We start from the raw sequence: 23,370 nt of genomic DNA, 5'->3' as shown, positions 1-23,370 counted from the left end.
TAGGGATTGCCAATGGATTTGTTCGACAGCATGAAGGTGTACGTACTGGCCGTTGAGAAAGGCAGCCTGAGCGCTGCTGCGGCCGCCTGCGGGATCTCCGCGACGATGGCCGGCAACCACCTGCGGACGCTGGAAAAACGCCTGGGCATGCAACTGCTCCGGCGCACCACCCGGCGCCAGCACCTGACCGCCTTCGGCGAGGATTACTACGCGCGCTGCAAGGACATCCTCAGGCTGGTGGCAGAAACCGATGTCCAGGCGCAAAACCTGCAACTGGCGCCCGCCGGCAAGCTGCGCATCACGGCGCCCCTCACCTTCGGCGCGGAAGCGCTGATGCCCGCCATGGCCGCGTACCTGGAGCGCTATCCCGAGGTGAGCATCGATGTGGTGCTGAGCGACCGCGTGGTCGACCTGGTGGAGGAAGGTTTCGAAGCCGCCATCCGTATCGGTCAGCTGCCCGATTCGTCGCTGATCGCCAGGCCGCTGGCGCCCTACCGGCTGATGATCTGCGCCTCGCCCGACTACCTGGCGCGCAAGGGAACGCCGCGCCAGCCGGCCGACCTGAGCCAGCACGAATGCCTGTCCTTTTCTCCCGCCGCCCTGGCGCACTGGCGCCTGACGGGCCACCAGGACGACGTCTGCAGTGTGCCCGTCTCGGGTCGCCTGCAAGTCAATCACGGCCAGGCGCTGCGCGTTGCCGCATTGCATGGCATGGGCATCGTGCTGCAACCGGCCTTCCTGCTGGAAACGGACGTGCGGGCGGGTCGCCTGGTCCAGCTGTTTCCCACGCATGCGCTGCCCAGCCGCCCCTTGAGCGTGGTCTACCTGCCGGACCGCTACCGCTCGCCCAAGTTGCGCAGTTTCGTCGATTTTCTGGTGGAACGGTTCAGCTGAATGGCGGCAGTAACAAGCCGCTGTCATTCGACATCGATTGCAGATGAAATATTTATCAATTCAGCAAAAAAGCTGTTACCATTGATGCAACATGAGTTATTTTTTTTATCTTCCTCTCCGGCAATACGATTACCCGCTTGATATTGCTTTTTATCTATCCAGAGCAAGGAAATAAGGAAAAACTCTTTGTCGCTCAGTGATTTCCTGTGAAAACAGTGTTAAAACGATCTCAAGCACGATGATTATTCCCAAACAAACCACTCGACAGCCAGCGTCAAGGCCCTGACCATGCCGACAACGTCGCCCAGTGAAGGAAAAGAAATGAGCCATAATTTTGAAACGGCCGGCATGCCGCAAACCGCCCATCCCAACAGCGTTCCCGTCAGCGAGCTGGAAGCCCACCTCGGCTACTGGCTGCGTTTCGTCTCCAACCACGTTTCCCACAGCTTCCAGAAAAAAGCCGAAGCCAACGGCGTGACGGTGTCCGAATGGGTGGTGCTGCGCGAAATGTTCCGCTTGGGCTGCACCTCGCCCACGGTGCTGGCGCAAGTGTCCGGCATGAGCAAGGGCGCCGTGTCGAAGCTGATCGACCGACTGGAAAGCAAGGGCATGGTCAGCAAGTCCATCCTGCTGGCGGACCGCCGTCAGCATTCGATCGAACTGACCACGGAAGGCGAAGCGCTGGTGCCCGTGCTGGCCGAGATGGCCGACCAGAACGACGAGGAATTCTTCGGCAAGCTGCCGCGCCAGCTGCGCGACGACCTGCTCGAGGCAATGAAGGAAGTGGCGCGCACGCATCAGCTCAAGAACGCGCCCCTGAATTAAGGCCGCTTGCGGCAAGGGTGGGACGGTGGCACGGGCGCTTCGGCTATGATGCAGGCCTGACCGTCTACCAGGAACACGCATGGCCCTGCACATCGAAACCCCTCTGCTCAACTCGCGCGCCCTGAGCCTGCACAGCGACCGCGCCATCTGGCTCAAGCTCGAAGCTTTGCAGCCGCCCGGCTCCTTCAAGATCCGCGGCATCGGCCTGGCCTGCGAAGAATACGCGCGGCGCGGCGCCAGCCGTTTCATCTCTTCTTCCGGCGGCAATGCCGGCATCGCCGTGGCCTATGCGGGACGCCAGCTGGGCATTCCCGTCATCGTCGTGGTGCCGGAAACGACCAGCGCGCGGGCCAGGGCCCTGATCGCCCAGGAAGGCGCCGAAGTCATCGTGCACGGCGCCGCCTGGCAAGAAGCCAACGCGCTGGCGCAAGCCATGCTCACGCCGCAAGACGCTTTCCTGCATCCGTTCGACGACCCGCTGCTGTGGCAGGGCCATGCCGGCATGATCGATGAAGTGGCGCGCGCTGGCCTGAAACCGGATGCGGTGGTGCTGTCGGTGGGCGGCGGCGGCCTGCTGGCCGGCGTGGCCGAAGGCTTGCAGCGCAACGGCTGGGACGACGTGGCGCTGGTGGCCGTGGAAACCGAAGGCGCGGCCTCGCTGGCCGCCGCCGTGGCCGCGCGCGAGCACGTGGCCCTGCCATCTGTCGCCAGCATCGCCACCTCGCTGGCCGCGCGCCAGGTGTGTGCGCAAGCCTACGCCATCAGCCAGACGCGCCTGCTGCACAGCGTGGTGGTCTCGGACAAGGCCGCCGTCGATGCCTGCCAGCGCTTTAAAGACGACCAGCGCCTGGTGGTGGAGCCGGCCTGCGGCGCGGCGCTGGCCGCCGTCTACGGCAAGGTGCCGGAACTGGCGCCCTACCGCAATGTGCTGGTCATCGTCTGCGGCGGCGTCACGGCCACCACGCAGCAGCTCGACCACTGGACTGCCACTCTGTAAAACCTACGGCGCCGCCTCAAGCAGCGCCACGCCGTCGCGGCCCTGCCCTTTGGCGCCATACAGGGCCTGGTCCGCCAGGTCCAGCAACTGCGCCGGCGTCAGCGCGCCTTCGCGGAAGATGGCGATGCCGACGCTGGTCGTCACCGGCAGCGGGCCGCTGGCCAGCTCAAACGGCTGGCGGATGGCGTCGATGATCTTCGCGCCGATCTGGCGCACTTCCGCCGCGCCGTTCACGCCTTCGAAAATGATCACGAATTCATCGCCGGCCAGGCGCGCCACCAGGTCGCTGGCGCGCACGCTGCGCACCAGGCGCGCGGCGAATTCCTTCAGTACCTCGTCGCCGGTTTTGTGTCCCAGGCTGTCGTTGATGGCCTTGAAACGGTCGATATCGAGATAGGCCAGCGCCATGGGCGCGCGCGCCACGCGCGTACGCTGCATGCTTTGCGCCAGCTGTTCGTCGAAGCGGCGCCGGTTGGCGATGCCCGTCAGGGTGTCGGTGGCGGCGGCAAACTGCAGCGCCGTATGTACCGCCTTGGTCTTGGTGATTTCGTGGATCAGGCCATACACGCCTTCCACCGCGCCGCTCTCGCCCACATCGGGCACATAGCTGGTCTGGAAGGAGCGCTGGCCCGCCTCCCCCTCGCCGTCGATGGTGAATTCATATTCGACCTCTTCGCCCGCGAAGGCGCGCTGCAGGTAGGCTTCGCGCAATTGATACGCTTCTTCGCCCAGCACCTCGCGGATCGACTGCATCATGCTTTCCTTGCGCGACCGGCCGAACCATTTTTCAAACGTGGCGTTGATGAACTGGTAGCGGTGCTCGCGGTCGATGTAGACGATCACCACGGGGACATGGTCCGTCAGCAGCTTCAAGCGCCGTTCGCTGTCGCGCGTCTGCGCCTCGGCGATTTCGCGCTCGGCCACCAGCGAGTAAAAATCGCGGCTCAAGTCGCCGATTTCGTCGCGCCGCTCGATTTGCAGCGCCTCGATGCCCAGGCGCTGGCGGCGAATCTGGTGCACCTGGCGGCGCAGGCGCTCCAAAGGCTGCAACAGGCGCAGCACCACGCGCCAGCCGGCCAGTCCCGCCAGCGCCGCCAGCAGCACGGCGGCCAGCAGGATCTTGCTGCGGATGGCGTGCAGCGGCGCGAACGCGTCACTCATGGGATAGACGGACGCCAGTATCCAGCCCGTGGCGGCGATGCGGTGATAGGCGAACAAGGCATCGACGCCTTGCGTGGTGGTGCCCGTCAGCCAGCCCTCGAAGCCCTGCATGGCGCGCCGCGTCGGTTCGCTGATGGGGCCATGCGCGTCGATATGCTGCATGATGCGCGACTTGTCGGGATGCTCGACGATGACGCCTTCGCTGGTCATGATGTACAGATAACCACCCGCGCCCGGCTTGAGCGCGCCCAGGCGCCCCAGGAAATCGGGCTGGCGCAGGTTCACGCTGGCCGCCAGCACATAGCGCATGGCGCCCTGCGCGTCGAACACGGGCTGCGTCACCACCACGATGGGCATGCCGGAAATGCTGCCGTTGAGCGGCGCGGAAATCACCGAACGCCGGGTCGCCAGCGTTTGGTCGAAATACGGGCGGCCTTTCAGGTTCATCCCCGCCTGCGGCTTAACGGGTCCCATGCTGGCCAGCAGGGAGCCATCGGTGGCCACCACGCCGGCCGTGTAGAACTCCTTGCCCAGCACCGTTTGCGCGTCCAGGAAGCGCTGCAGACCGGCGCCATCGTGCGCGCCGCTGGCCGCCAGGCTGTCGGCGATGGCGCGCAGCACATTACGCTTCGCGTCGAGTTCTTCATCGATGAAGACAGCGGCGCTGGCCAGCGATACATACTGCTGGCGTCCCGTCACATCGCGCATGCCGCGCTCGGCCACGCTCAGAGTGGCCAGCGCCAGCGAGGCCACGGCCGCCAGCACGAGCAGGAAGACGACCACGCTCATGCGCGCCTTCAGGCTGGCGGGCAGGCGTCGGCGCAATCGTTTTCGCCAGTTCGTCACGTACGCTGCTGAAGGTAGTGGCACAGGCGCTCAACCGACTCGTCCAGCGACAGCGTGCCCGGGTCCAGGCTCAGCGCGGGCGACAGCGGCGCCTCATACGGCGCGGAAACGCCCGTGAATTGCGCGATCTGCCCCGCGCGCGCCTTTGCATACAGGCCTTTCGGATCGCGCGCCTCGCACTCGGCCAGCGGCGTGCTGACATGGACTTCGATGAAATGCGCCGCGCCGATGATGTCGGCGGCCATGGCCCGGTCGGTGCGGTACGGCGAAATGAAGGCGGCGATGACGGTCAATCCCGCCGCGTTCATCAGGCGCGCCACTTCGGCCGCGCGGCGGATGTTTTCATGCCGGTCTTGCGGCGTAAAACCGAGGTCGCGGTTCAGGCCATGGCGCAGCTGGTCGCCGTCGAGCAGCGCCACGGCGCGGCCCTGCGCCTTGAGCGCCTGCACCAGCGCCAGCGCGATGCTGGTCTTGCCGGCGCCGCTCAAGCCCGTCAGCCAGACCGTGGGGTGTTGTGCTGCTGTCATCACACTGCCTCTCTGTTGTAGAGCTGGCAATATAACAAAGCCGCGCCGGAAAGGACAGATTATCAGGCCGCGCTGCGCGCCTCAAGCAGCAACTGTCGTATCTCCGGCACGCAGGAGCCGCAATTGCCGCCCGCCTTGACGCAGGCCGTCACCTGCGCCGTCGTCGTCAGCTGTTGATCCTGAATGGCGGCGCAAATGGTGTTGCGCCCCACGCCAAAGCACGAGCACACGGTGGGGCCGGCGTCGACGCCCTTGCCAATGGGCTGGCCCAGCAGTACGCCGGCGCGGTCGGCCGCATCGAGCTGGGCGTGCGCAAACAGGCCCGCCAGCCAGCTGCGCGACGGCAGGTCGGGACGCGGCGAGACGTATACGCATTGCGCGATGCGCCCTTCGTCCAGGTGCACGGCGCGGTACACGCCGGCGCTGGCGTCGGCATAATCGAGCCAGTCGGCCTTGTCGTCCGTGACGCCGAGCAGCGCGCGCGCCCAGGCGCCCAGGTCCTCGATGCGCTGGCGTCCGGCCAGCTCGTAGCGCAGGAATTGCTCGCCCTGGATGCGCGTCCAGTGCGCCACGCCGTCCAGGTTCAAGGGCGTGCGGCTCAGCACGAAAGCATGCCAGTGCACGCGGAACTGCTCGATGCGCACCGGCGTGTGCTTGAATTCGGGCTCGCCCGAGACGGGATCGACGACCGGGTTGACGACGGCGCCCACGCGCGCATCGGAGGCATTCGCGTCGCTCCAGTGGATCGGCACGAAGACCTGGCCGCGCGCGATGCCGCCGCCGTGCACGACGCGCGCCACCATCGCGCCCCAGGCGCTGGAGATGCGCGCCAGCTCGCCTTCGCGCACGCTGAACAGCAGCGCATCCTGCGGGTGAAGGTCGATGAAGGCCTCGGCGACGTGAGCGGACAATTTCGTCGCCTTGCCCGTGCGCGTCATGGTATGCCACTGGTCGCGCACCCGGCCCGTGTTGAGGATCAGCGGATACTCTGCGTCGGGCGCATTGCGCGGCGCGCGCGGCGGCGTGGGCACGAAGCGCGCGCGCCCGTCCGCATGCGCGAAGCGGCCGTCGCCGAACAGCCGTGCCCTGCCCTGCGGCCACTGCTGCGGCGCCAGGGCGTCGTATTGCGCCGCATCCAGCTTGTCCAGGCCCGCCAGATTGAACAGGCGCGCCGTTTCCGCCGCGTTGCGGAAGGTGGACAGGCGCGCGTGCTCGTCGAAGATGGCCTGCGGCGCCGTGAAATCGAAGCCCGCATAGCCCATGCGCGTGGCCACCTCGCACAGCACCTGCCAGTCGGCGCGCGCCTCGCCCGGCGCCGGCAAAAACGCCCGCTGGCGCGAGATGCGCCGCTCGGAATTGGTCACCGTGCCATCCTTCTCGCCCCAGCCCAGCACCGGCAGCAGCACGTCGGCATGCGCGTTCGTATCCGACTGCGCGCTGATGTCCGACACCACCACCAGTTCGCACTTGGCCAGCGCGCGGCGCACCTGGTCGGCGTCCGGCATGCTGACCAGCGGATTGGTGGCGATGATCCACACGGCTTTCACCTTGCCCGCTTCGATCGCGTGGAACAGTTCCACGGCTTTCAGACCAGGCTTGTGCGCCATGCGCGGCGCGTCCCAGAACGTCTGCACCGTGTCGCGGTGCAGGGGATTATCCAGCTCCAGGTGCGCCGCCAGCATGTTGGCCAGCCCCCCCACTTCGCGCCCGCCCATGGCGTTCGGCTGGCCCGTCAGCGAAAACGGCCCCATGCCCGGCTGGCCGATGCGCCCCGTCGCCAGGTGGCAGTTGATGATGCTGTTGACCTTGTCCGTGCCGGAGGACGACTGGTTCACGCCCTGCGAAAACGCCGTGACGACCTTGCGCGTGGCGGCAAACGCCCGGTAAAACGCCAGCAGGGCTTGCGGGTCGACCTTGCAGATTTTCGCCACCTGCGCAGGATCTGCACAGTCGACATGCGCCGCGGCCAGCGCGGCGTCGAGTCCCGCACTGTGCTGCGTGACGAACGCATCGTCGATCACGCCTGCCTGCGCCAGATAGCACAGCAAGCCGTTAAACAGCCACACGTCGGTACCCGGCTTCACGGGCAAATGGACATCGGCCAGCTCGCAGGTGGCCGTGCGGCGCGGGTCGATCACCACCAGTTTCATCTCCGGCCGGCTTTCGCGGATGCGGGCGATGCGTTGGAACAGGATCGGATGGCACCAGGCCGTGTTCGAGCCCACCAGCACCACCATGTCGGCCAGTTCCAGGTCTTCATAGCAACCCGGCACGATATCCTCGCCGAACGCGCGCTTGTGTCCTGCCACGGCCGACGACATGCACAGGCGCGAATTGGTGTCGATATTCGCGCTGCCAACATAGCCCTTCATGAACTTGTTGGCCACGTAATAATCTTCCGTCAGCAGCTGGCCCGAGACATACAGGGCCACGGCGTCGGGGCCGTGTGCATCGATGATGGCGCGCAAGCCGCCGGCCACCCGGTCCAGCGCAACATCCCAGGAAGCCGGCTGCAACGCACCATCGACGCGCACCTGCGGCTGCAGCAAACGGTTGTCCAGATCCAGGGTGTCGCCCAGCGCCGAGCCTTTCACGCACAGGCGCCCCAGGTTGGCGGGGTGCGCGGCGTCTCCGGCGATGCGGATGGCGCCATCGGGCAGGCGTGTCGCTTCCACGCCGCAGCCGACGCCGCAGTACGGGCAAGTGGTTTTTACGGGCGTGCAGCTTGTCATGAGATGTCCTGTCAGGCGGCCTGGCCGCACAGGGCCTGGCCAAACAATAAATGGGAACGCAGCGCGCTGATGTCGCGGCGCTGCTGGATCAGGTCGAAATACCAGGGACCGTCCTGCACCTCGCCATACAGCACGGCGCCCACAAGGCGGCTGCCCTGCACCACCAGGCGCTTGTAGACACCGCGGCGCGGATCGCGCAGCACCAGGTCTTCGCTGCCTTCGCCGCCGAGGATGTCGCCGGCCGAATACAGGTCGATGCCCGTCACTTTCAATTTGGTGGCGCTGGCCTGCTGCACGTAGCGCCGGTGTCCCGCGCCGGCCAGGTGCGCACCGCACACGCGCGCCTGCTCCCAGATGGGCGCCACCAGGCCGAAGGTGGCGCGGCGGTGCTGCACGCATTCGCCCACCGCGTACACGCGCGGGTCATAGCTTTGCAGGCAGTCATCGACGACGATGGCCCGCTCGCAGTGCAGGCCGGCCGCTTGCGCCAGCGCGATGTTCGGGCGCACACCGGCCGTCATCACCACCAGGTCGGCCGGGATCGACGTACCGTCGGCAAAGCGAACACCCTGCACCCGGTCGGTGCCGAGGATTTCCGCCGTTTGCGCCTGCATCAAAAACCGCAGGCCGCGCGCTTCCAGCGCCGTTTTCAGCAGCATCGATGCGGGTGCGTCCAGCTGCTGGTTCATCAGGGCGCCGCTCATGTGCACCACCGTCACGTCCATGCCCTGGCGCTGCAAGCCGTTGGCAGCTTCCAGCCCCAGCAAGCCGCCGCCGATGACCACCGCGTGGCGGTGCCTGCGCGCCGCCTGCAGCATGGTGTCGACGTCGCTGATGTCGCGAAAACCGATCACGCCGGGCAGGTCGTGGCCCGGCACGGGCACGATGAAGGGCGTCGATCCCGTGGCCAGCAGCAGGCGGTCGTAGGCTACCGTGATGCCGGACCGCGCCTCTACCTTTCGCGCCTGGCGGTCGATGCGCACCACGGGGTCGCCCGCGTGCAGGGTGATGCCGTGCTGCGCATACCAGTGGCGCGTGTGCAGCATGATGTCGTCCACCGTCTTTTCGCCGGCCAGCACGGGAGACAGCAAAATGCGGTTGTAATTGCCATGCGGTTCGGCGCCGAAGACGGTGATGTCGTACAGGTCGGGGGCCAGTTTCAGCAACTCCTCGACCGTGCGCATGCCGGCCATGCCGTTGCCGACCACGACCAGCGAGGGACGCCGGGGCGGATTCACAGGGCCACCCACACCATGCCGCCGAACACGCGCGCGGGCCAGGCGGCGACCGAATGCTCGGGCGCTTCGATGCACTCGCCGCTGGCCAGGTCGAAATGCTGCTTGTAGATGGGCGAGGCGACGACGACGCGCTCGCCGATGCTGCCCACCAGGCCCCGCGAGAGCACGGAAGCGCCCGCATTCGGGTCGACATTGTCGATCGCGTACACGCGCGGCGCGGCATCGCCGACGCGGAACACGGCCACGTGGCGCCCGTTCAACAATGCGCACACGCCCGTGTCGGGCACGATGTCGGTCAAGGGACAGATGGCCACCCAGTTGTCGGCGCTGGCGCCGGACAGTTCATTCATCGCATTCATGGCTCAAGCCTCCACGGCAAGGATGGGGATCACGCTGCTGCGGCGTTCAATCGGCGTGGCGGGCCGGATCTGGCCCCGCTCTTCGACGAACACCACGTTTTCGTCGTGCTTCTCGCTGTTGACGAAATGGCGGAAACGCTGGCGCACGGCGGGGTCGGTGACGGCCGCTTTCCATTCACAGGCGTAGGTGTCGACCACGTGCTGCATCTCCGCTTCCAGCTCGGCGCCCAAGCCCAGGCTGTCGTCGATGATGACGCGCTTGAGGTAATCGAGGCCCCCTTCCAGGTTGTCGCGCCACACGCTGGTGCGCTGCAGGCGGTCCGCCGTGCGCACGTAAAACATCAGGAAGCGGTCGACATAGCGCACCAGGGTCGCTTCATCGAGATCGGACGCCAGCAGTTCCGCGTGGCGCGGCTTCATGCCGCCATTGCCGCACACGTACAAATTCCAGCCCTTTTCCGTGGCGATCAGGCCGATATCCTTGCCCTGCGCCTCGGCGCATTCGCGCGTGCAGCCGGAGACGCCGAACTTGATCTTGTGCGGCGTGCGCAAGCCCTTGTAGCGGTTTTCCAGCGCGATGGCAAAGCCCACGCTGTCGGCCACGCCGTAGCGGCACCAGGTGGAGCCGACGCACGATTTCACCGTGCGCAAGGATTTGCCGTAGGCGTGGCCCGATTCGAAGCCGGCCGCGATCAGCTCTTCCCAGATCGCGGGCAACTGGTCGACGCGCGCGCCGAACAGGTCGACCCGCTGGCCGCCCGTGATCTTGGTGTAGAGCCCGTATTTTTTCGCCACCATGCCGACGGCGATCAAGCCGTCGGCCGTCACTTCGCCGCCCGGCATGCGCGGCACCACCGAATATGTGCCATCCTTCTGGATATTGCCAAGGAAATAATCGTTACTGTCCTGCAGGCTGGCGTGCACGGGCGAGAGCACGAAATCGTTCCAGCACGATGCCAGGATATTCGCTGCCACGGGCTTGCACACGTCGCAACCGAGACCGTGGCCATGCGCCGCCAGCAGTTCGCCGAAGCTGCGGAGCTTGCCCACGCGGACCAGGTGGTGCAATTCCTGGCGCGAGTACGCAAAGTGCTCGCACACGTGGTTGTTGACGGCCAGGCCATGCTTCTGCATTTCCGCCTTCATGATCTGCGTCACCAAGGGCACGCAGCCGCCGCAGGCGGTGCCCGCCTTAGTGCAGCTTTTGAGCGCGCCGATGCTGGTGGCGCCCGCGGCGACGGCCGCGCACAGCGCGCCTTTCGAGACGTCGTTGCACGAGCAGATTTGCGCCGCATCGGGCAAGGCATCGACGCCCAGGCCCGCTTTTTGCTGGCCGTCGGCCTGCGGCAGGATCAGGAATTCGGGCGATGCAGGCAGCTCGATTTTATTGAGCATCATCTGCAGCAAGGTGCCGTATTCGCTGGCGTCGCCCACCATCACGCCGCCCAGCAGGTATTTGCCGCAATCGGAGACGACGATCTTCTTGTAGATCTGCTTGCGCTCATCCATGAACTGGTAGGAGCGGCTGCCCGGCGCATTGCCGTGCGGGTCGCCCAGGCTGGCCACGTCCACGCCCATCAGTTTGAGCTTGGTGCTCATGTCGGCGCCCTTGAACGACGCTTCGCCCTCCTCCTGCAACACATGGCGCGCGGCGATGCGCGCCATTTCATAGCCGGGTGCCACCAGGCCAAAGATCAAACCGCCCCACAGCGCGCATTCGCCGATCGCATAAATATCGGGGTCGGAGGTGACGCAGCGGTCGTCGATGGCGATGCCGCCGCGCGGCCCCACGTCCAGGCCGCAGGCGCGCGCCAGTTCGTCGCGCGGGCGGATGCCGGCCGAGAAGACGATCATGTCCGCTTCCAGGTGGCTGCCGTCGGCGAACTGCATGCGGTGCGTGGCCGCTAAACCGTCGACGATGGCCAGGGTGTTCTTTTGCGTGTGCACGGTCACGCCCAGTTCCTCGATCTTGCGGCGCAGGACGCGCGCGCCGCCTTCATCGACCTGCACGGCCATCAGGCGCGGCGCGAATTCCACCACGTGTGTGTCGAGCTTCAAATCGCGCAAGGCCTTCGCGCATTCGAGTCCCAGCAGTCCGCCGCCGATCACCACGCCCGTGGTGGACTTGGCGCCCCAGGCCAGCATGGCTTCCAGGTCTTCGATGGTGCGGTAAACGAAGCAGCCATCGCGCTCCTTGCCCGGCAGCGGCGGCACGAAGGGCGTGGAACCCGTGGCGAACACCAGCTTGTCGTAAGCCAGCACTTCACCCGTGCTGGCCGTGACGGTTTTCGCCACGCGGTCGATGGACACGGCGCGCGCATTGAGCTTCAGCACGACGTTGCCCTTGTCGAAGAAGCCGGGCGCCACCAGGGAGAGGTCCTCGGCCGATTTGCCGTTGAAAAATTCGGACAGGTGCACGCGATCGTAGGCGGGGCGCGGCTCTTCGCACAAGACCGTCACGCACAAGTGCGGTGCGTTTTCCAGGGCCAGGCGTTCGAGGAATTTGTGCCCGACCATGCCATGGCCAAGGACGACGATCTTCAAGGGATGGTTCATTCTGCTCTCCTCAGGCCGCGGCCATGTTCGGTTCGGCCGCCAGTCCGGTAAAACGGGCGGCGATGGCGCACAGGGCCGAGATCACCACCAGCGCGCTCAAGATGATCAGGGTCTGGCGGATGTCGCCCGTGCCCTTCATCAGGAAACCGGCCGCCACGGCGCCCACGTTGCCGCCCGCGCCGATGATGCCGGCCACGCCGCCCAGCGCGCGGCTGTCGATGAAGGGCACCAGCGCATACGTGGCGCCGCACGCCATGTGGGTGAACAGGCCGAAGACCAGCATGGCGATGACGGCCCAGGTGACGCTGTCGACTTTGGCAAACCACAGCAAGCCCACGCCCTCGCCGATCATCAGCATGAACAGCAGGGTCACGCGGCTGTTCAGGTTGCCGCGCAGGGCCAGCTTGTCGGACATCCAGCCGCCCAGGGCGCGGGCAAACAGGGCCAGCAAGCCGAAGCTGCCGGCGGCCAGACCCGCCGATTTCAGCGACAGGCCGAAATGGTCGACGTAATACACGGCGGCGATGTTATGGATGAAAATCTCGATACCGAAGCAGGCGCCATAGGTGACGAACAGTAGCCACACGCGATAGTTGGAACTGGCCGCCTTGAAGCTGTCCCAGCCCCCCTTCTTGCCACCCTCGATAGGCACGCCTGCGGCGCGCAAGTCCGAGTAATTGCCTTCAGGGCAATCCTGCGTATAGCGCCAGTACAGCACGGCCATCACCAGCATCAGCACGCCCGGCACCAGCAAGGCGATGCGCCAGCCCAGCGATTCGGACACGCCCAGCATCAGCACGGCACCGAGCAGCAGCGGCATCAGCGCCTGTGCCGCCCCGCCACCCGCATTGCCCCAGCCGGCGGCGGCGGCATTCGCCGTGCCCACCACGCGGGGCGCGAACATCACGGAGGTGTGATATTGCGTGATGACAAAGCTGGCACCGACGGCGCCGATGCCCAGGCGAAAGAACAGAAAGCTTTCATAGCTTTGCGAAGCGGCCACGCCCAGCACGGGAATGGCGCCCAGCAGCAGCAAGCCCGTGTACGTCTTGCGCGGGCCGTAGCGGTCGCACAAGGGTCCGACGATCAGGCGCACGAGGATGGTGATGGCGACGGCCGCGATATTGATGTTCGCCACTTGCGCCAGGGAAAGGCCGAACTCGCCCTTGATGACAGGCATCAGCGGTGCGCAGGCGAACCAGGCGAAGAAACACACGAAAAATGCCATCCACGTCAGGTGGAATGCCCGCATGGGCGGCGTGGCGAGGGAGAAGAGCGCGATGCGCGTTGCTTTTTGGCTGGCCATGATAGGTTCCCGAAGTATCCCGAAAATAACAAAAATGCAAACAAAAACGGCGCCCGCCCCCGCCGATGAAAAAAATCAGCCAGAGCGGACGCCGTTGTCCAGGTGGTCCGTCGTTGGACCGTTGTGCGTTTATTCAGGGGATCGCCGTTGATCCGTATCTCTTGTGTAGCAAGCGCCGTGCCAGCTTTCCCAGGGGCGCGCGGCACCATGCACACTGACTTTGCGCCAGATCATGGCCAATCAAGGTGCAAGCACGCCACTTGCTGGTGCATGCGGGAACCAGCAAGTGGCAACTTTTGTCTAAACTACATCTGAAGCAGACACGGGAGGCCACGATGGTCAAGACACTGCGACGACGCCTAAGGCCGCCTTGGCTGGCTTGCGCGTGCGCCGGCGTGCTGCTCATTACGTGGAGCAACACCGCCGCCGCGCAAGAACCGAAGGAGCATAGCGAACTCGATGCCACCGTCGTTGCGCCCTTTCACGCCTCGCGCGGCGAGCGGGTCACGCAGGCCCGTACGTTTGTCGTGCGCCTCAGCTATCCTGACGCAGGCCGCACGCACGCCGTGCACTGGACACTGACCTTGTCCGGCCCCGGCCCGCAAGGGGCCGTGCTGCGGCGCTGGTCGGGCACGCAACAGGTGGACGCCGGCGGCAAGAGCGTGAACTTGCCCTGGGATGGCCGCGCCGACGCCGATGCGTGCGAACGGCGCATGCTGGCGCCCGATGGCTTGTACCAGTTGCGCCTGTTGGCCGTGGCCGATGCGGGCACGCCGCAAGAGGCACAAGTGGAGCAGCAATGGCACATCCAGGTGCAGCGGGGCGCCAGCACGGCGCCCAAGGTGCCCGCCTTCCAGGCCGGCCTGCGACAGCTGTCCAGCCTCGATGACCAGCCCGGCTACCGCATCGTCTACGCCAACCTGCACAGCCAGACGCGCCACAGCGACGGCGGCGCGGCACTCGATGCCTGCCATGGCGCGCAAGAGCCGCAAACGGCGCCGTTCGGCCCCATCGATGCCTATAAGTATGCGCAGGATCACGGCCTGGACGCCCTGCTGACATCCGAGCACAACCATATGTATGACGGTTCGGACGGTACCAACAGTGCTGCCGTGCCGGCCGAAGCGAAGGCCCTGTACCAGACGGGCCTGGCCGAAGCGACCGCGTATACAAACGCCCATCCCGGCTTTTTGGCCCTGTACGGCATGGAATGGGGCGTCATCAACAAGGGTGGCCATCTAAATATCTTCAATAGCGAGCAGTTGCTGGGCTGGGAAAGGAATGCCGGCGGCGAACTGCTGGCCGACCTGGAAACGCCGAAGGGTGATTATGCGGGCCTGTACGCGCTGATGCGCGAACGGGGCTGGCTCGGCCAGTTCAACCACCCTGCCTATGCGGGCCAGTTTCTCGTCAACGGCCAGCCGCTGGGCTACACACCAGATGGCGACACGGCCATGGTGCTGTGCGAAGTGATGAACACGTCCGCGTTTTCCACCAACGACCAGGAAACGGAGACGCGGCGCAGCAATTACGAGGCGGCCTGCAACCGCGCCCTGGCGGCCGGCTACCACCTGGCATTCAGCAGCAACCAGGACAACCACTGCGCCAACTGGGGCGCGGCCTACGGCAACCGCACGGCCGTGCTGGTGGCCAGCCCGGCGGCCGGCATGCCCGTTTCCCGCGACAGCTTCCTCGACGCGCTGCGCGCGCGCCGCGTGTTTGCCACCATGGACAAACACGCACAGCTGCTGTTCACGGCCAACGGCAAGCTGATGGGCGAGCGTTTCGACAACCATGGCCCCTTGCAGCTGGCTACCCATTTCAGCAACAGCGCCGGGCGGCAGGCGGCGGCCATCGCCATCTTGCACGGCGTGCCGGGCGGCAACGGCTCCGTCACGCAGGTATCGGATCAGGCCGAGCTCACCCTCACGCCCGCGCCCGGCCCGCATTTCTACTATGTGCGCCTGACGCAGGACGATGGCAATATCGTCTGGTCGGCGCCCGTGTGGGTCAATCAGTTGCCGTGAACGCCGCGGATCAGGGTACGGCAACAGCACAAACTGGTACACCATGTGCCGCAGATTCTACGGCCTCGCCCTTTTCCAGCAAACAATATTGGAAAAGTAGCTATTTTTTAAGTAGCCGTCCATAGACACTGGTTCCCAACAGCAATCCATGGCACCATGGCTGCGCCGTTTTGCCTGCAACGCGGCCTCCATCGGACCAACCAGGAACCCTACATGTCGTCATATCGCAATCTCGCCGGCAGCATGCTGCTCGGCCTGGCCGCAGCGGGCATCGCCCATGCACAAGCACCCACGCCCGCCGCTGCCACTGCTCCGGCTGATCCCCACCTGTGGCTGGAAGACGTCCTCGGCGACAAGCCGCTGGCCTGGGTCAAGCAGCACAATGCCGTCACCACCAAAGAATTGGAAGCCCGGCCCGGCTTCTCCGCCCTGCAGGCGCGCCTGAAAACCATCCTCAACTCGAAGGAACGCATTCCCTACGTCAGCAAGGAAGGCGAGTATTACTACAATTTCTGGCGCGACGCCCAGCACGTGCGCGGCATCTGGCGCCGCACCACCCTGGCGCAATACCAGCTGGCGGAACCCGCCTGGGAAACCGTGATCGACCTCGACCAGCTGGCCGCCGGCGAGCATGAAAACTGGGTCTGGGGCGGCGCGTCCTGCCTGTATCCAAAGGGCGAACGCTGCCTCATTTCCCTGTCGCGCGGCGGCGGCGACGCCAAGGTGGTGCGCGAATACGACGTGGCCAAACGCGCCTTTGTCGACGGCGGTTTTACCCTGCCCGAAGCGAAGGGCAGCGCCAGCTGGATCGACCAGGACACCCTGTTCGTCTCCACCGATTTCGGCCCCGGCACGATGACCAGCTCCGGCTACCCGCGCATCATCAAACAGTGGCAGCGCGGCACGCCGCTGGCGCAGGCACACACGCTGTATGAAGCAAAAGCCGACGACTTGAGCGCCGGCGCCTACAAGGATTTCACGCCCGGCTACGAACACCAGTTCATCGAGCGGCAAATCGATTTCTACAGCGGCGAAATGTTCCTGCGCGACGGCGCCGACTTGAAGAAGGTGCCGAAGCCGGACGACGCGACGGCCTTCACCGTGCGCGACCAATTGATCCTCACCCTGCGCTCGGACTGGAAAGTCAACGGCAAAACCTACCTGCAAGGCTCATTGCTGGCGACCGACTTCAAGGCCTTCATGCAGGGCAAGCAGGACCTGGAAGTGCTGTACGCGCCCACGGCCACGTCGTCGCTGGACAATGTCACGCCGACCAAGTCAGCCATCCTCGTCACCACCCTGGACAAGGTCAAGAACCGCCTGACGGAACTGCGCCACGTGAACGGCAAGTGGCAGCGCCGCGCCGTCGATGCGCCGAAGCTGGGCACCCTGGCCGTCAGCGCGCTCGATCCCGTCGACTCCGACCAGTACTTCCTGACGGTGACGGACTTCCTCAACCCGACCACCCTGTACCTGGCCACGGCGCAGAGCGACAAACGCACGAAAATCAAGTCGCTGCCCGCCTACTACGACGCGGCGCCGTACAAGGTGGAGCAATTCGAATCGACGTCGAAGGATGGCACCAGGGTGCCGTATTTCGCCATCATGAACAAGAAGACCAAGTTCGATGGCAGCAACCCCACCGTGCTGTATGGCTACGGCGGCTTCGAAGTGTCGCTCAAACCTAGTTACAGCGGCACCACCGGTGTGGCCTGGCTGGAAAAGGGCGGCGTGTATGTGCTGGCCAATATCCGCGGCGGCGGCGAATTCGGCCCCCGCTGGCACCAGGCGGCCTTGAAGGAAAACCGCCAGCGCGCATATGACGATTTCATCTCCGTGGCGCAAGACCTGATCAAGCGCAAGGTCACCAGTCCGCGCCACCTGGGCATCATGGGCGGCAGCAATGGCGGCCTGCTGACGGGCGCCGTGCTGGTGCAGCGTCCGGATTTATTCAACGCCGTCGTCAGCCAGGTGCCGCTGCTCGACATGCGCCGCTATAACAAGATGCTGGCGGGCGCCTCGTGGATGGGAGAGTACGGCGATCCGGACGTGGCGGATCAATGGGCTTACATCAGCAAGTACTCGCCGTACCATAACGTCTTCAAGGACAAGAAATATCCGCGCGTGCTGTTTACCACTTCGACGCGCGACGACCGGGTCCACCCCGGCCATGCGCGCAAGATGGTGGCGAAGATGGAAGAGCAAGGCCACGACGTGCTGTACTGGGAAAACACGGAAGGCGGCCATGCAGGCGCCGCCAACAACGACCAGCAGGCGCTGATGTGGGCACTGACCTACACCTTCCTGTGGGAGCAGCTGAAGTAAAAAAGAACGCCTGCACCGGATTCCGGCGCAGGCCTTGTTTTTTGTGGACCTACTTCGCCTGCGCGCTGGGGCGCTCGGCGATGCGGTCGCGGTAAGCTTGCAGGTTCTGTAACCCTTCCGCGCCCGGCCGGTATTTCATCAGGCCGCGCGCAAATTCCAGCGCGCAGAAGGCCGTGATGTCGGCAATCGTAAACCGTTCGCCGGCGATGTAGGGCTGGCCGGCCAGCACCTGGTCCAGCCATTGCGCCGTTTCGCGCAGCTTGCCCGCCTGCGCCGTGGCGAAATCGGGAAACTGCGGATTTTCCAGCGCCACCAGGGCCGGATGGCCGTGGCGTACCCAGTTGGCGGCGGCGCTGAACAGGTGCAGTTCCACGCGGCGGTCGGCCATTTCAATGAAGGCGCGCTCCTCGAAACCCTCGCCCATCAAATTGGGCTGCGGCTGCAAGCCTTCCAGGTAGGTGCAGATGGCGCGCGTCTCGGTCAGCACGCGCCCGTCGTCCAGTTCCAGCACGGGCACGCGGCCCAGCGGGTTTTTCGCCAGGAAGGCGGGATCGCGGTGTTGGCCCGCCATCAGGTCGAGCGCCACTTCCTCGATGCCGGTGATGCCCTTCTCGGCGATGAACATGGTGACGCGGCGCGGATTGGGCGTGCGGGGGCTGATAGTCAGTTTCATGTGCGTAGGTCTCGTCTCGTTATGGGGTGGACAATCGGCTGCGGGACTGGCCTGTGGCAGTACAGTCAGGTCCTCATCATACCAGCGCACCGTCGTGGCGCGGCGCCCCTGGCGCGTTGACTTTGCCCCCGTTTCGCCTTAGATTGCTGCACGGGAACGCTGGCCACCCGTTCCAGCGATGTCCCCCAACCGTCATCAACGAGCGCAGCCTATCCGGCTGGCGGGCGTTTTATCCATGAACCAAGGGCATACCATGCATCGCACACCGACTCCGCGCTTCCGGCGCAGCCAACTGGCCGCCGCCGTCCTGGCACTGGCTTCCATCACCACAGCCCATGCGGGCCACGCCGCTCCCGCCGCCAGGTACATCTCGGCCAGCCATGCACCCGGCACCACCACGCAGCTGCCGCGCGGCGTCACGCCCTTGCACTATATCGTGTCGATCACGCCGGACGCCGCCGCCGCCACCTTCAAGGGCGAAGCCGCCATCAAGGTGGCCGTCGACAGGCCAACGGCCAGCATCACCTTCAATGCCCTGAACCTGGCGTTTACGGCCGCCGCCATCGAAGGCGCGGGCGGCAGCAAGCAGGTGACGCGCAAGATCGACTTCGATGCGGACAAGCAGACGGCCACCGTGCATTTTGCCGAGCCACTGGCCAAGGGCGAGTATCTGCTGCGCATCGATTACAGCGGCAAGATCGGCACGCAGGCCACGGGCCTGTTCTCGCTCGACTACGACACACCCGAAGGCCGCCAGCGCGCGCTGTACACGCAGTTCGAAAATTCGGACGCGCGCAGCATGCTGCCGTCGTGGGATGAACCCGACTACAAGGCCACCTTCGCGCTGGATGTGGTCGTGCCGAGCAAGCAGATGGCCGTCGGCAACATGCCGATCGCCCGCAGCGAAGAACTGGGCAATGGCATGAAGCACGTGTACTTCGCCACCACGCCGCGCATGTCGACGTATCTGCTGTTCTTCGGCCTGGGCGACTTCGAGCGGGCGACAAAGATGGCCGACGGCACGGAGATCGGCGTCATCACCAAGCGCGGCGCGCTGGCGCAAAGCCGCTTCGCGCTGGAAGAATCGGCCGCCCTGCTGCGCGAATACAACGATTATTTTGGCGTGCGCTACCCGCTGCCCAAGCTCGACAACATCGCCGCGCCGGGCCGCAGCCAGTTCTTCGGCGCCATGGAAAACTGGGGCGCCGTCTTCACCTTCGAATACGGCCTGCTGCTCGACCCGGCCATCTCGACCCAGTCGGACAAGGAAAACATCTACACCACCCTGTCGCATGAAATGGCGCACCAGTGGTTCGGCGACCTGGTCACCATGCGCTGGTGGGACGACCTGTGGCTCAACGAAGGTTTTGCGTCGTGGATGGAAAGCCGCACCACGGAGCGTCTGCACCCGGAATGGAACACGGCCCTGTCCAGCGTGGGCGGGCGCGAATCGGCGATGAGCCAGGACGCGCTGCGCACCACGCACCCCGTGGTGCAGCGCATCGCCACCGTGGAACAGGCCAGCCAGGCTTTCGACGGCATCACCTATCAAAAAGGCGAAGCGGTGATCCGCATGCTCGAAGCGTACGTGGGGGCCGACACCTGGCGCACGGCCGTGCGCAGCTACATGCGCAAGCATGCATATGGCAATACGGTGTCGGACGACCTGTGGCGCGAAGTCGATGCGGCCGCGGGCAAGCCCGTCAGCGCCATCGCCCATGATTTCACCCTGCAGCCGGGCGTGCCGATGATCACGGTGGGCGACGCCGTGTGCAGGAACGGCAATACGCGCGTGCGCCTGACGCAAACGGAATTTTCCAAGGACCAGCCGGAGAAGAAAGCGCTGTCATGGAAAGTGCCGGTGATCGCCTCGACGGTCGGCAACGGCAAGCTGGCGCGCGTGCTGGTCAAGCATGGCAAGGCAACCATGAACGTGCCCGGCTGCGGCGCCCTGCTGGTGAACGCGGGCCAGAGCGGCTACTACCGCACCGTGTACGCGCCCGCCAACACGCGCGCGCTGGCGGGCAGCTTTGCGCGCCTGGCGCCGATCGATCAACTGGGCTTGCTAGCGGACAGCCAGTCGCTGGGCCTGGCCGGTGCGCAAAACCTGGCCGATTTCCTGGAACTGGTGAAGGCGACGCCGCTGTCGGCCGACCCGCAGGTGCTGGGCAAGGTGTCCGGCGCCCTGGGCGGCCTGTACGAACAGTATGCCGGTGATAGCACGGAGAGCAAAGCGCGCCAGCAGGCCTTCGGCCGCTTCGCCATGACGCGCCTGGCGCCCATGATGGCGCAGACGGGCTGGGAAGCGCGCGCGGGCGAAGCGTCAAGCGTGGCGACCCTGCGCGGCCAGTTGATCGCCATCCTCGGCGACATGGGTGAACCGGGCGTGATCGCCGAGGCGCGCCGCCGTTACGCGGCCAGCGAGCAGGATCCCTCCGCCATGCCCGCACCGCTGCGCCGCACCATCCTGGGCGTGGTGGCGCAGCATGCGGACGCCGCCACCTGGGAGCAATTGCACGCCAGGGCGCAGCAGGAAAAGACGCCGCTGGTCAAGAACCAGTTGTACGACCTGCTGGCGTCGAGCGACGACACGGCACTGGCGCAGCGCGCGCTGGCGCTGGCGCTGACGGATGAACCGGGCGTGACCAACAGCCCGGCCATGATCTCGCGCGTGGCGCGCAGGCATCCGGAACTGGCCTTCGACTTCGCGCTGGCGCACCTGGAGCAAGTCAATGCGCGCATCGACGCCAGTTCGCGCAGCCGTTACTTCCCGCGCCTGGCCGCCGGCTCGGCGCAGCCGCAGATGATCGCCAAGCTGGAAGCGTATGCGCAGGCCAACCTGCCGGCCAGCGCACGCGGCGACGCCGACAGTTCCGTGGCCGGCATCAAGTACCGCATCAAGGTGCGCGCCGAGCGCCTGCCCGCCGTCGATGCGTGGCTGGCCAAGCAAACGGGCTAAGTGGCATTCCCGGCGCCGCGGCGCCGGGAGGCGATGAAGATCGATGAAACCGCAGGCAAAAAAAACCGGCTTCGCAAAGTGCGGTAGCCGGTTGAAACGCTGTTTCAGAGCGCAGGGATAAACTGGGAAAAACAAGAAAGCGGAAATCGTGCCGGTCATTGAGGTGTCCGGCAACCTTGCGCCCGGGGTTTCCGTGCGCCATGACTCCACTATGCCAGCCCTTGCCTTAGACAGGCTTAGGACTTCATTAAATCCCCGCCCTATCCCTGTATTTCCCCTGCCGCACCCTGCGATAATTAGTACAAAAACAAGTTTCACGTGTCTGGTGCCGATGGTTGAGCTCACCGGCTAAGCTGTTGAGTCATGCCTGCATCCTATCGCTCCCGGAACGTAGTGATGTGCGCAACGCATGCTGTGTGCCAACGAAAGCATCATAACAGCGCCATATGACCGCCTTATGACGTAGCTCTAACATTGCACGCGCTGCCGCGCCGATCGCGTACTATGCTCCTGTTGCCCCTGCCCTCTTCTCTGCCCATGCCCAGCCAGAACCACCGCCTGTCGTCCGCCATCCGCAGCACGTTTCTGCTCGCCTGCGCCGTGCTGGCGGCCTGCACGCCCTTGCCGCCCGCTCCTGCCCAGGCACCCGCGCCGGCCGCCGCTGCCGCCACATCCGCCACATCCGCGCCTGCGTGGCAACAGCCGGACATGCGCGTGCTGCATATCGTCGCGCAGGAATCCCTGCTGACGATCACCGTGCGGCGCGGCGGCGCGCTGGCCCGCCTGGGACATGACCACGTGATCGCCAGCCGTACCTTGCAGGGCGTGGTGACGCCCGCGCCGGGACGCGCGCAATTCCAGTTCCGGCTCGACCAGATGAGTGTGGATGAAGAGGGCTTGCGCCAGGCGGCCGGCCTGACGACGACGCCGTCGGCCGACGCCATCGCCGGCACGCGCCACAATATGCTGGTGCGCGTGCTGGATGCCGAGCGCTATCCGTGGGTCAGCATCGAGGCCCGGCGCACGGGCGACAACGAGGTGTTTGAGGCCGACATCACGCTGCACGGCGTGACGCGCACAGTGCAGCTGCCGGTGCGGGTCGAGCAAGCGGCCGATGGGCGCGGCCTGCAGGCCAGCGGCAGCCTGCTGCTGAAACAGAGCGACTTCGGCATCGTGCCGTTCGCCATCCTGGGCGGCGCCATGGCCGTGCAGGACCAGATGGAACTGGCGTTTCGCATTACCGCCCGGCAAGACCTCAGCGCGCCAGGATCAGGCGCAAGCCCAGGCCGATGAAGATGGTGCCGGCCACCCGGTCCAGCCACAGGCCGGCGCGCGGGCGGCGGTTGAGCCACAGGCCGACGGCGCCGGAAAAATAACCGAGCAGGCCGAACAGCACGCACGCCTGCGCCGTAAAGACCAGGCCCAGCTGCGCCGTCTGCCAGCTGGCATTGCCCTGGCCCGCGACGATAAACTGCGGCAGGAACGACAGAAAAAACAGCACGACTTTCGGATTGATACTGTTGGCAAACAGTCCTTTGCCAAACAGGCGCAGCAAGGACTCGTCGGGCAAGGCGCCCGCGCCATCGACTCTGGCGCCGCCACGGCTGCGCAAGGCGCCGATGCCCAGCCACACCAGATACAGACCGCCAGCCACTTTCAGCATGGTAAACGCCGTGGGCGAGGCGGCCAGCAGGGCCGACACGCCGATGGTCGCCAGCACCGTGTGCGTGAGGCAGCCAAGGGCACAGCCCAGGCCGAACGCCATGCCCTGGCGGCGCCCGCGCGACATGCCCACACCCAGCACCATCAGGTTGTCGGGGCCGGGACTGGCGGTGATCAACACGGCGGCGGCCAGGAAGGCCAGGAACTGGTCGGGACTGAGCATGAATATCTCGCGGGCAAAGGCGCCATGATACCGGAGCACTCGCCATCCCGGCAGGACATG

At 65.6% G+C, this 23,370-nt stretch carries 16 protein-coding genes; 7 read left to right on the top strand and 9 right to left on the bottom strand.

All coding sequences use genetic code 11. The features are described from left to right. Positions 1-12: 12 nt before the first annotated feature. From ACP7DW_RS15605 to ACP7DW_RS15595, 3 genes are all read left to right on the top strand, one after another. Positions 13-894 carry a LysR family transcriptional regulator gene (locus tag ACP7DW_RS15605; RefSeq protein WP_426055322.1) on the top strand — a complete coding sequence of 294 codons (882 nt, stop codon included), beginning with the start codon at positions 13-15 and terminating at the stop codon, positions 892-894. A gap of 321 nt (positions 895-1,215) precedes the next feature. After that, on the top strand, positions 1,216-1,719 hold the full coding sequence (locus ACP7DW_RS15600) for a MarR family winged helix-turn-helix transcriptional regulator (protein WP_141169981.1): 504 nt from the start codon (positions 1,216-1,218) through the stop codon (positions 1,717-1,719). A 79-nt stretch (positions 1,720-1,798) separates the two neighbouring features. Beyond that, positions 1,799-2,716 carry a pyridoxal-phosphate dependent enzyme gene (locus ACP7DW_RS15595; protein WP_426055323.1) on the top strand — a complete coding sequence of 306 codons (918 nt, stop codon included), beginning with the start codon at positions 1,799-1,801 and terminating at the stop codon, positions 2,714-2,716. A gap of 3 nt (positions 2,717-2,719) precedes the next feature. Here the strand turns inward: ACP7DW_RS15595 and ACP7DW_RS15590 are convergent, their stop codons facing one another. From ACP7DW_RS15590 to ACP7DW_RS15560, 7 genes are all read right to left on the bottom strand, one after another. Beyond that, the gene (locus tag ACP7DW_RS15590) at positions 2,720-4,723 is read right to left on the bottom strand and encodes a diguanylate cyclase domain-containing protein (protein ID WP_426055324.1); all 2,004 of its coding nucleotides are present in this window, start codon (positions 4,721-4,723) and stop codon (positions 2,720-2,722) included. Next, positions 4,720-5,250, bottom strand: coding sequence for an adenylyl-sulfate kinase (cysC, locus tag ACP7DW_RS15585; protein WP_426055325.1), 531 nt, complete (start codon positions 5,248-5,250; stop codon positions 4,720-4,722). The genes ACP7DW_RS15590 and cysC overlap by 4 nt, the downstream gene beginning before the upstream one ends. Positions 5,251-5,312: 62 nt before the next feature. Next, a complete protein-coding gene (locus tag ACP7DW_RS15580) occupies positions 5,313-7,982 on the bottom strand; it encodes a molybdopterin-dependent oxidoreductase (RefSeq protein ID WP_426055326.1) in 2,670 nt (889 codons plus the stop codon). 11 nt (positions 7,983-7,993) lie between these two features. Beyond that, entirely contained in the window at positions 7,994-9,220 is a 1,227-nt protein-coding gene (locus tag ACP7DW_RS15575) for an NAD(P)/FAD-dependent oxidoreductase (protein WP_426055327.1), read from the bottom strand. Next, positions 9,217-9,570: a nitrite reductase small subunit NirD gene (gene nirD, locus ACP7DW_RS15570; RefSeq protein ID WP_096236303.1), complete on the bottom strand. Its 354-nt coding sequence runs from the start codon at positions 9,568-9,570 to the stop codon at positions 9,217-9,219. The genes ACP7DW_RS15575 and nirD overlap by 4 nt, the downstream gene beginning before the upstream one ends. A gap of 12 nt (positions 9,571-9,582) precedes the next feature. After that, on the bottom strand, positions 9,583-12,135 hold the full coding sequence (gene nirB / locus ACP7DW_RS15565) for a nitrite reductase large subunit NirB (RefSeq protein ID WP_426055328.1): 2,553 nt from the start codon (positions 12,133-12,135) through the stop codon (positions 9,583-9,585). A gap of 10 nt (positions 12,136-12,145) precedes the next feature. Then, on the bottom strand, positions 12,146-13,441 hold the full coding sequence (locus ACP7DW_RS15560) for an MFS transporter (RefSeq protein ID WP_426055329.1): 1,296 nt from the start codon (positions 13,439-13,441) through the stop codon (positions 12,146-12,148). 395 nt (positions 13,442-13,836) lie between these two features. Between ACP7DW_RS15560 and ACP7DW_RS15555 the strand changes: the two genes are divergently transcribed. Both ACP7DW_RS15555 and ACP7DW_RS15550 read left to right on the top strand, forming a co-directional pair. Beyond that, the gene (locus tag ACP7DW_RS15555; RefSeq protein WP_426055330.1) at positions 13,837-15,468 is read left to right on the top strand and encodes a CehA/McbA family metallohydrolase; all 1,632 of its coding nucleotides are present in this window, start codon (positions 13,837-13,839) and stop codon (positions 15,466-15,468) included. A gap of 213 nt (positions 15,469-15,681) precedes the next feature. Beyond that, the gene (locus tag ACP7DW_RS15550) at positions 15,682-17,793 is read left to right on the top strand and encodes a prolyl oligopeptidase family serine peptidase (protein WP_426055331.1); all 2,112 of its coding nucleotides are present in this window, start codon (positions 15,682-15,684) and stop codon (positions 17,791-17,793) included. A 49-nt stretch (positions 17,794-17,842) separates the two neighbouring features. On the opposite strand, the gene ACP7DW_RS15545 is transcribed toward ACP7DW_RS15550, so the two are convergent. Continuing rightward, complete coding sequence (locus ACP7DW_RS15545) at positions 17,843-18,466, bottom strand: glutathione S-transferase family protein (RefSeq protein ID WP_332861687.1); 624 nt, start codon at positions 18,464-18,466, stop codon at positions 17,843-17,845. Between the two features lie 253 nt (positions 18,467-18,719). Here ACP7DW_RS15545 and ACP7DW_RS15540 point away from each other — a divergent pair, with 253 nt between their 5' ends. Further along, the gene (locus ACP7DW_RS15540; protein ID WP_426055332.1) at positions 18,720-21,425 is read left to right on the top strand and encodes a M1 family metallopeptidase; all 2,706 of its coding nucleotides are present in this window, start codon (positions 18,720-18,722) and stop codon (positions 21,423-21,425) included. Positions 21,426-21,929: 504 nt separating this feature from the next. Next, complete coding sequence (locus ACP7DW_RS15535) at positions 21,930-22,718, top strand: YceI family protein (RefSeq protein ID WP_426055333.1); 789 nt, start codon at positions 21,930-21,932, stop codon at positions 22,716-22,718. Here the strand turns inward: ACP7DW_RS15535 and ACP7DW_RS15530 are convergent. Then, positions 22,681-23,310, bottom strand: coding sequence for a LysE family translocator (locus ACP7DW_RS15530; RefSeq protein WP_426055334.1), 630 nt, complete (start codon positions 23,308-23,310; stop codon positions 22,681-22,683). The two genes, ACP7DW_RS15535 and ACP7DW_RS15530, sit on opposite strands and share 38 nt — an antisense overlap. Between the last annotated feature and the right edge of the window lie 60 nt (positions 23,311-23,370).

Origin of the sequence: Janthinobacterium sp. PSRC1-1 (assembly GCF_049897525.1) — a bacterium.
Lineage (GTDB): Bacteria > Pseudomonadota > Gammaproteobacteria > Burkholderiales > Burkholderiaceae_D > Janthinobacterium > Janthinobacterium tructae.
This window is presented reverse-complemented; position numbering and strand designations above follow the sequence as displayed.

Coding starts and splice junctions, on each gene's coding strand:
- ACP7DW_RS15540 (WP_426055332.1), top strand. CDS start 18,720: ATGCATCGCACACCGACTCCGCGCTTCCGGCGCAGCCAACTGGCCGCC.
- ACP7DW_RS15530 (WP_426055334.1), bottom strand. CDS start 23,310: ATGCTCAGTCCCGACCAGTTCCTGGCCTTCCTGGCCGCCGCCGTGTTG.
- ACP7DW_RS15535 (WP_426055333.1), top strand. CDS start 21,930: ATGCTCCTGTTGCCCCTGCCCTCTTCTCTGCCCATGCCCAGCCAGAAC.
- ACP7DW_RS15600 (WP_141169981.1), top strand. CDS start 1,216: ATGAGCCATAATTTTGAAACGGCCGGCATGCCGCAAACCGCCCATCCC.
- nirD (WP_096236303.1), bottom strand. CDS start 9,570: ATGAATGAACTGTCCGGCGCCAGCGCCGACAACTGGGTGGCCATCTGT.
- cysC (WP_426055325.1), bottom strand. CDS start 5,250: ATGACAGCAGCACAACACCCCACGGTCTGGCTGACGGGCTTGAGCGGC.
- ACP7DW_RS15560 (WP_426055329.1), bottom strand. CDS start 13,441: ATGGCCAGCCAAAAAGCAACGCGCATCGCGCTCTTCTCCCTCGCCACG.
- ACP7DW_RS15595 (WP_426055323.1), top strand. CDS start 1,799: ATGGCCCTGCACATCGAAACCCCTCTGCTCAACTCGCGCGCCCTGAGC.
- ACP7DW_RS15605 (WP_426055322.1), top strand. CDS start 13: ATGGATTTGTTCGACAGCATGAAGGTGTACGTACTGGCCGTTGAGAAA.
- ACP7DW_RS15550 (WP_426055331.1), top strand. CDS start 15,682: ATGTCGTCATATCGCAATCTCGCCGGCAGCATGCTGCTCGGCCTGGCC.
- ACP7DW_RS15545 (WP_332861687.1), bottom strand. CDS start 18,466: ATGAAACTGACTATCAGCCCCCGCACGCCCAATCCGCGCCGCGTCACC.
- ACP7DW_RS15580 (WP_426055326.1), bottom strand. CDS start 7,982: ATGACAAGCTGCACGCCCGTAAAAACCACTTGCCCGTACTGCGGCGTC.
- nirB (WP_426055328.1), bottom strand. CDS start 12,135: ATGAACCATCCCTTGAAGATCGTCGTCCTTGGCCATGGCATGGTCGGG.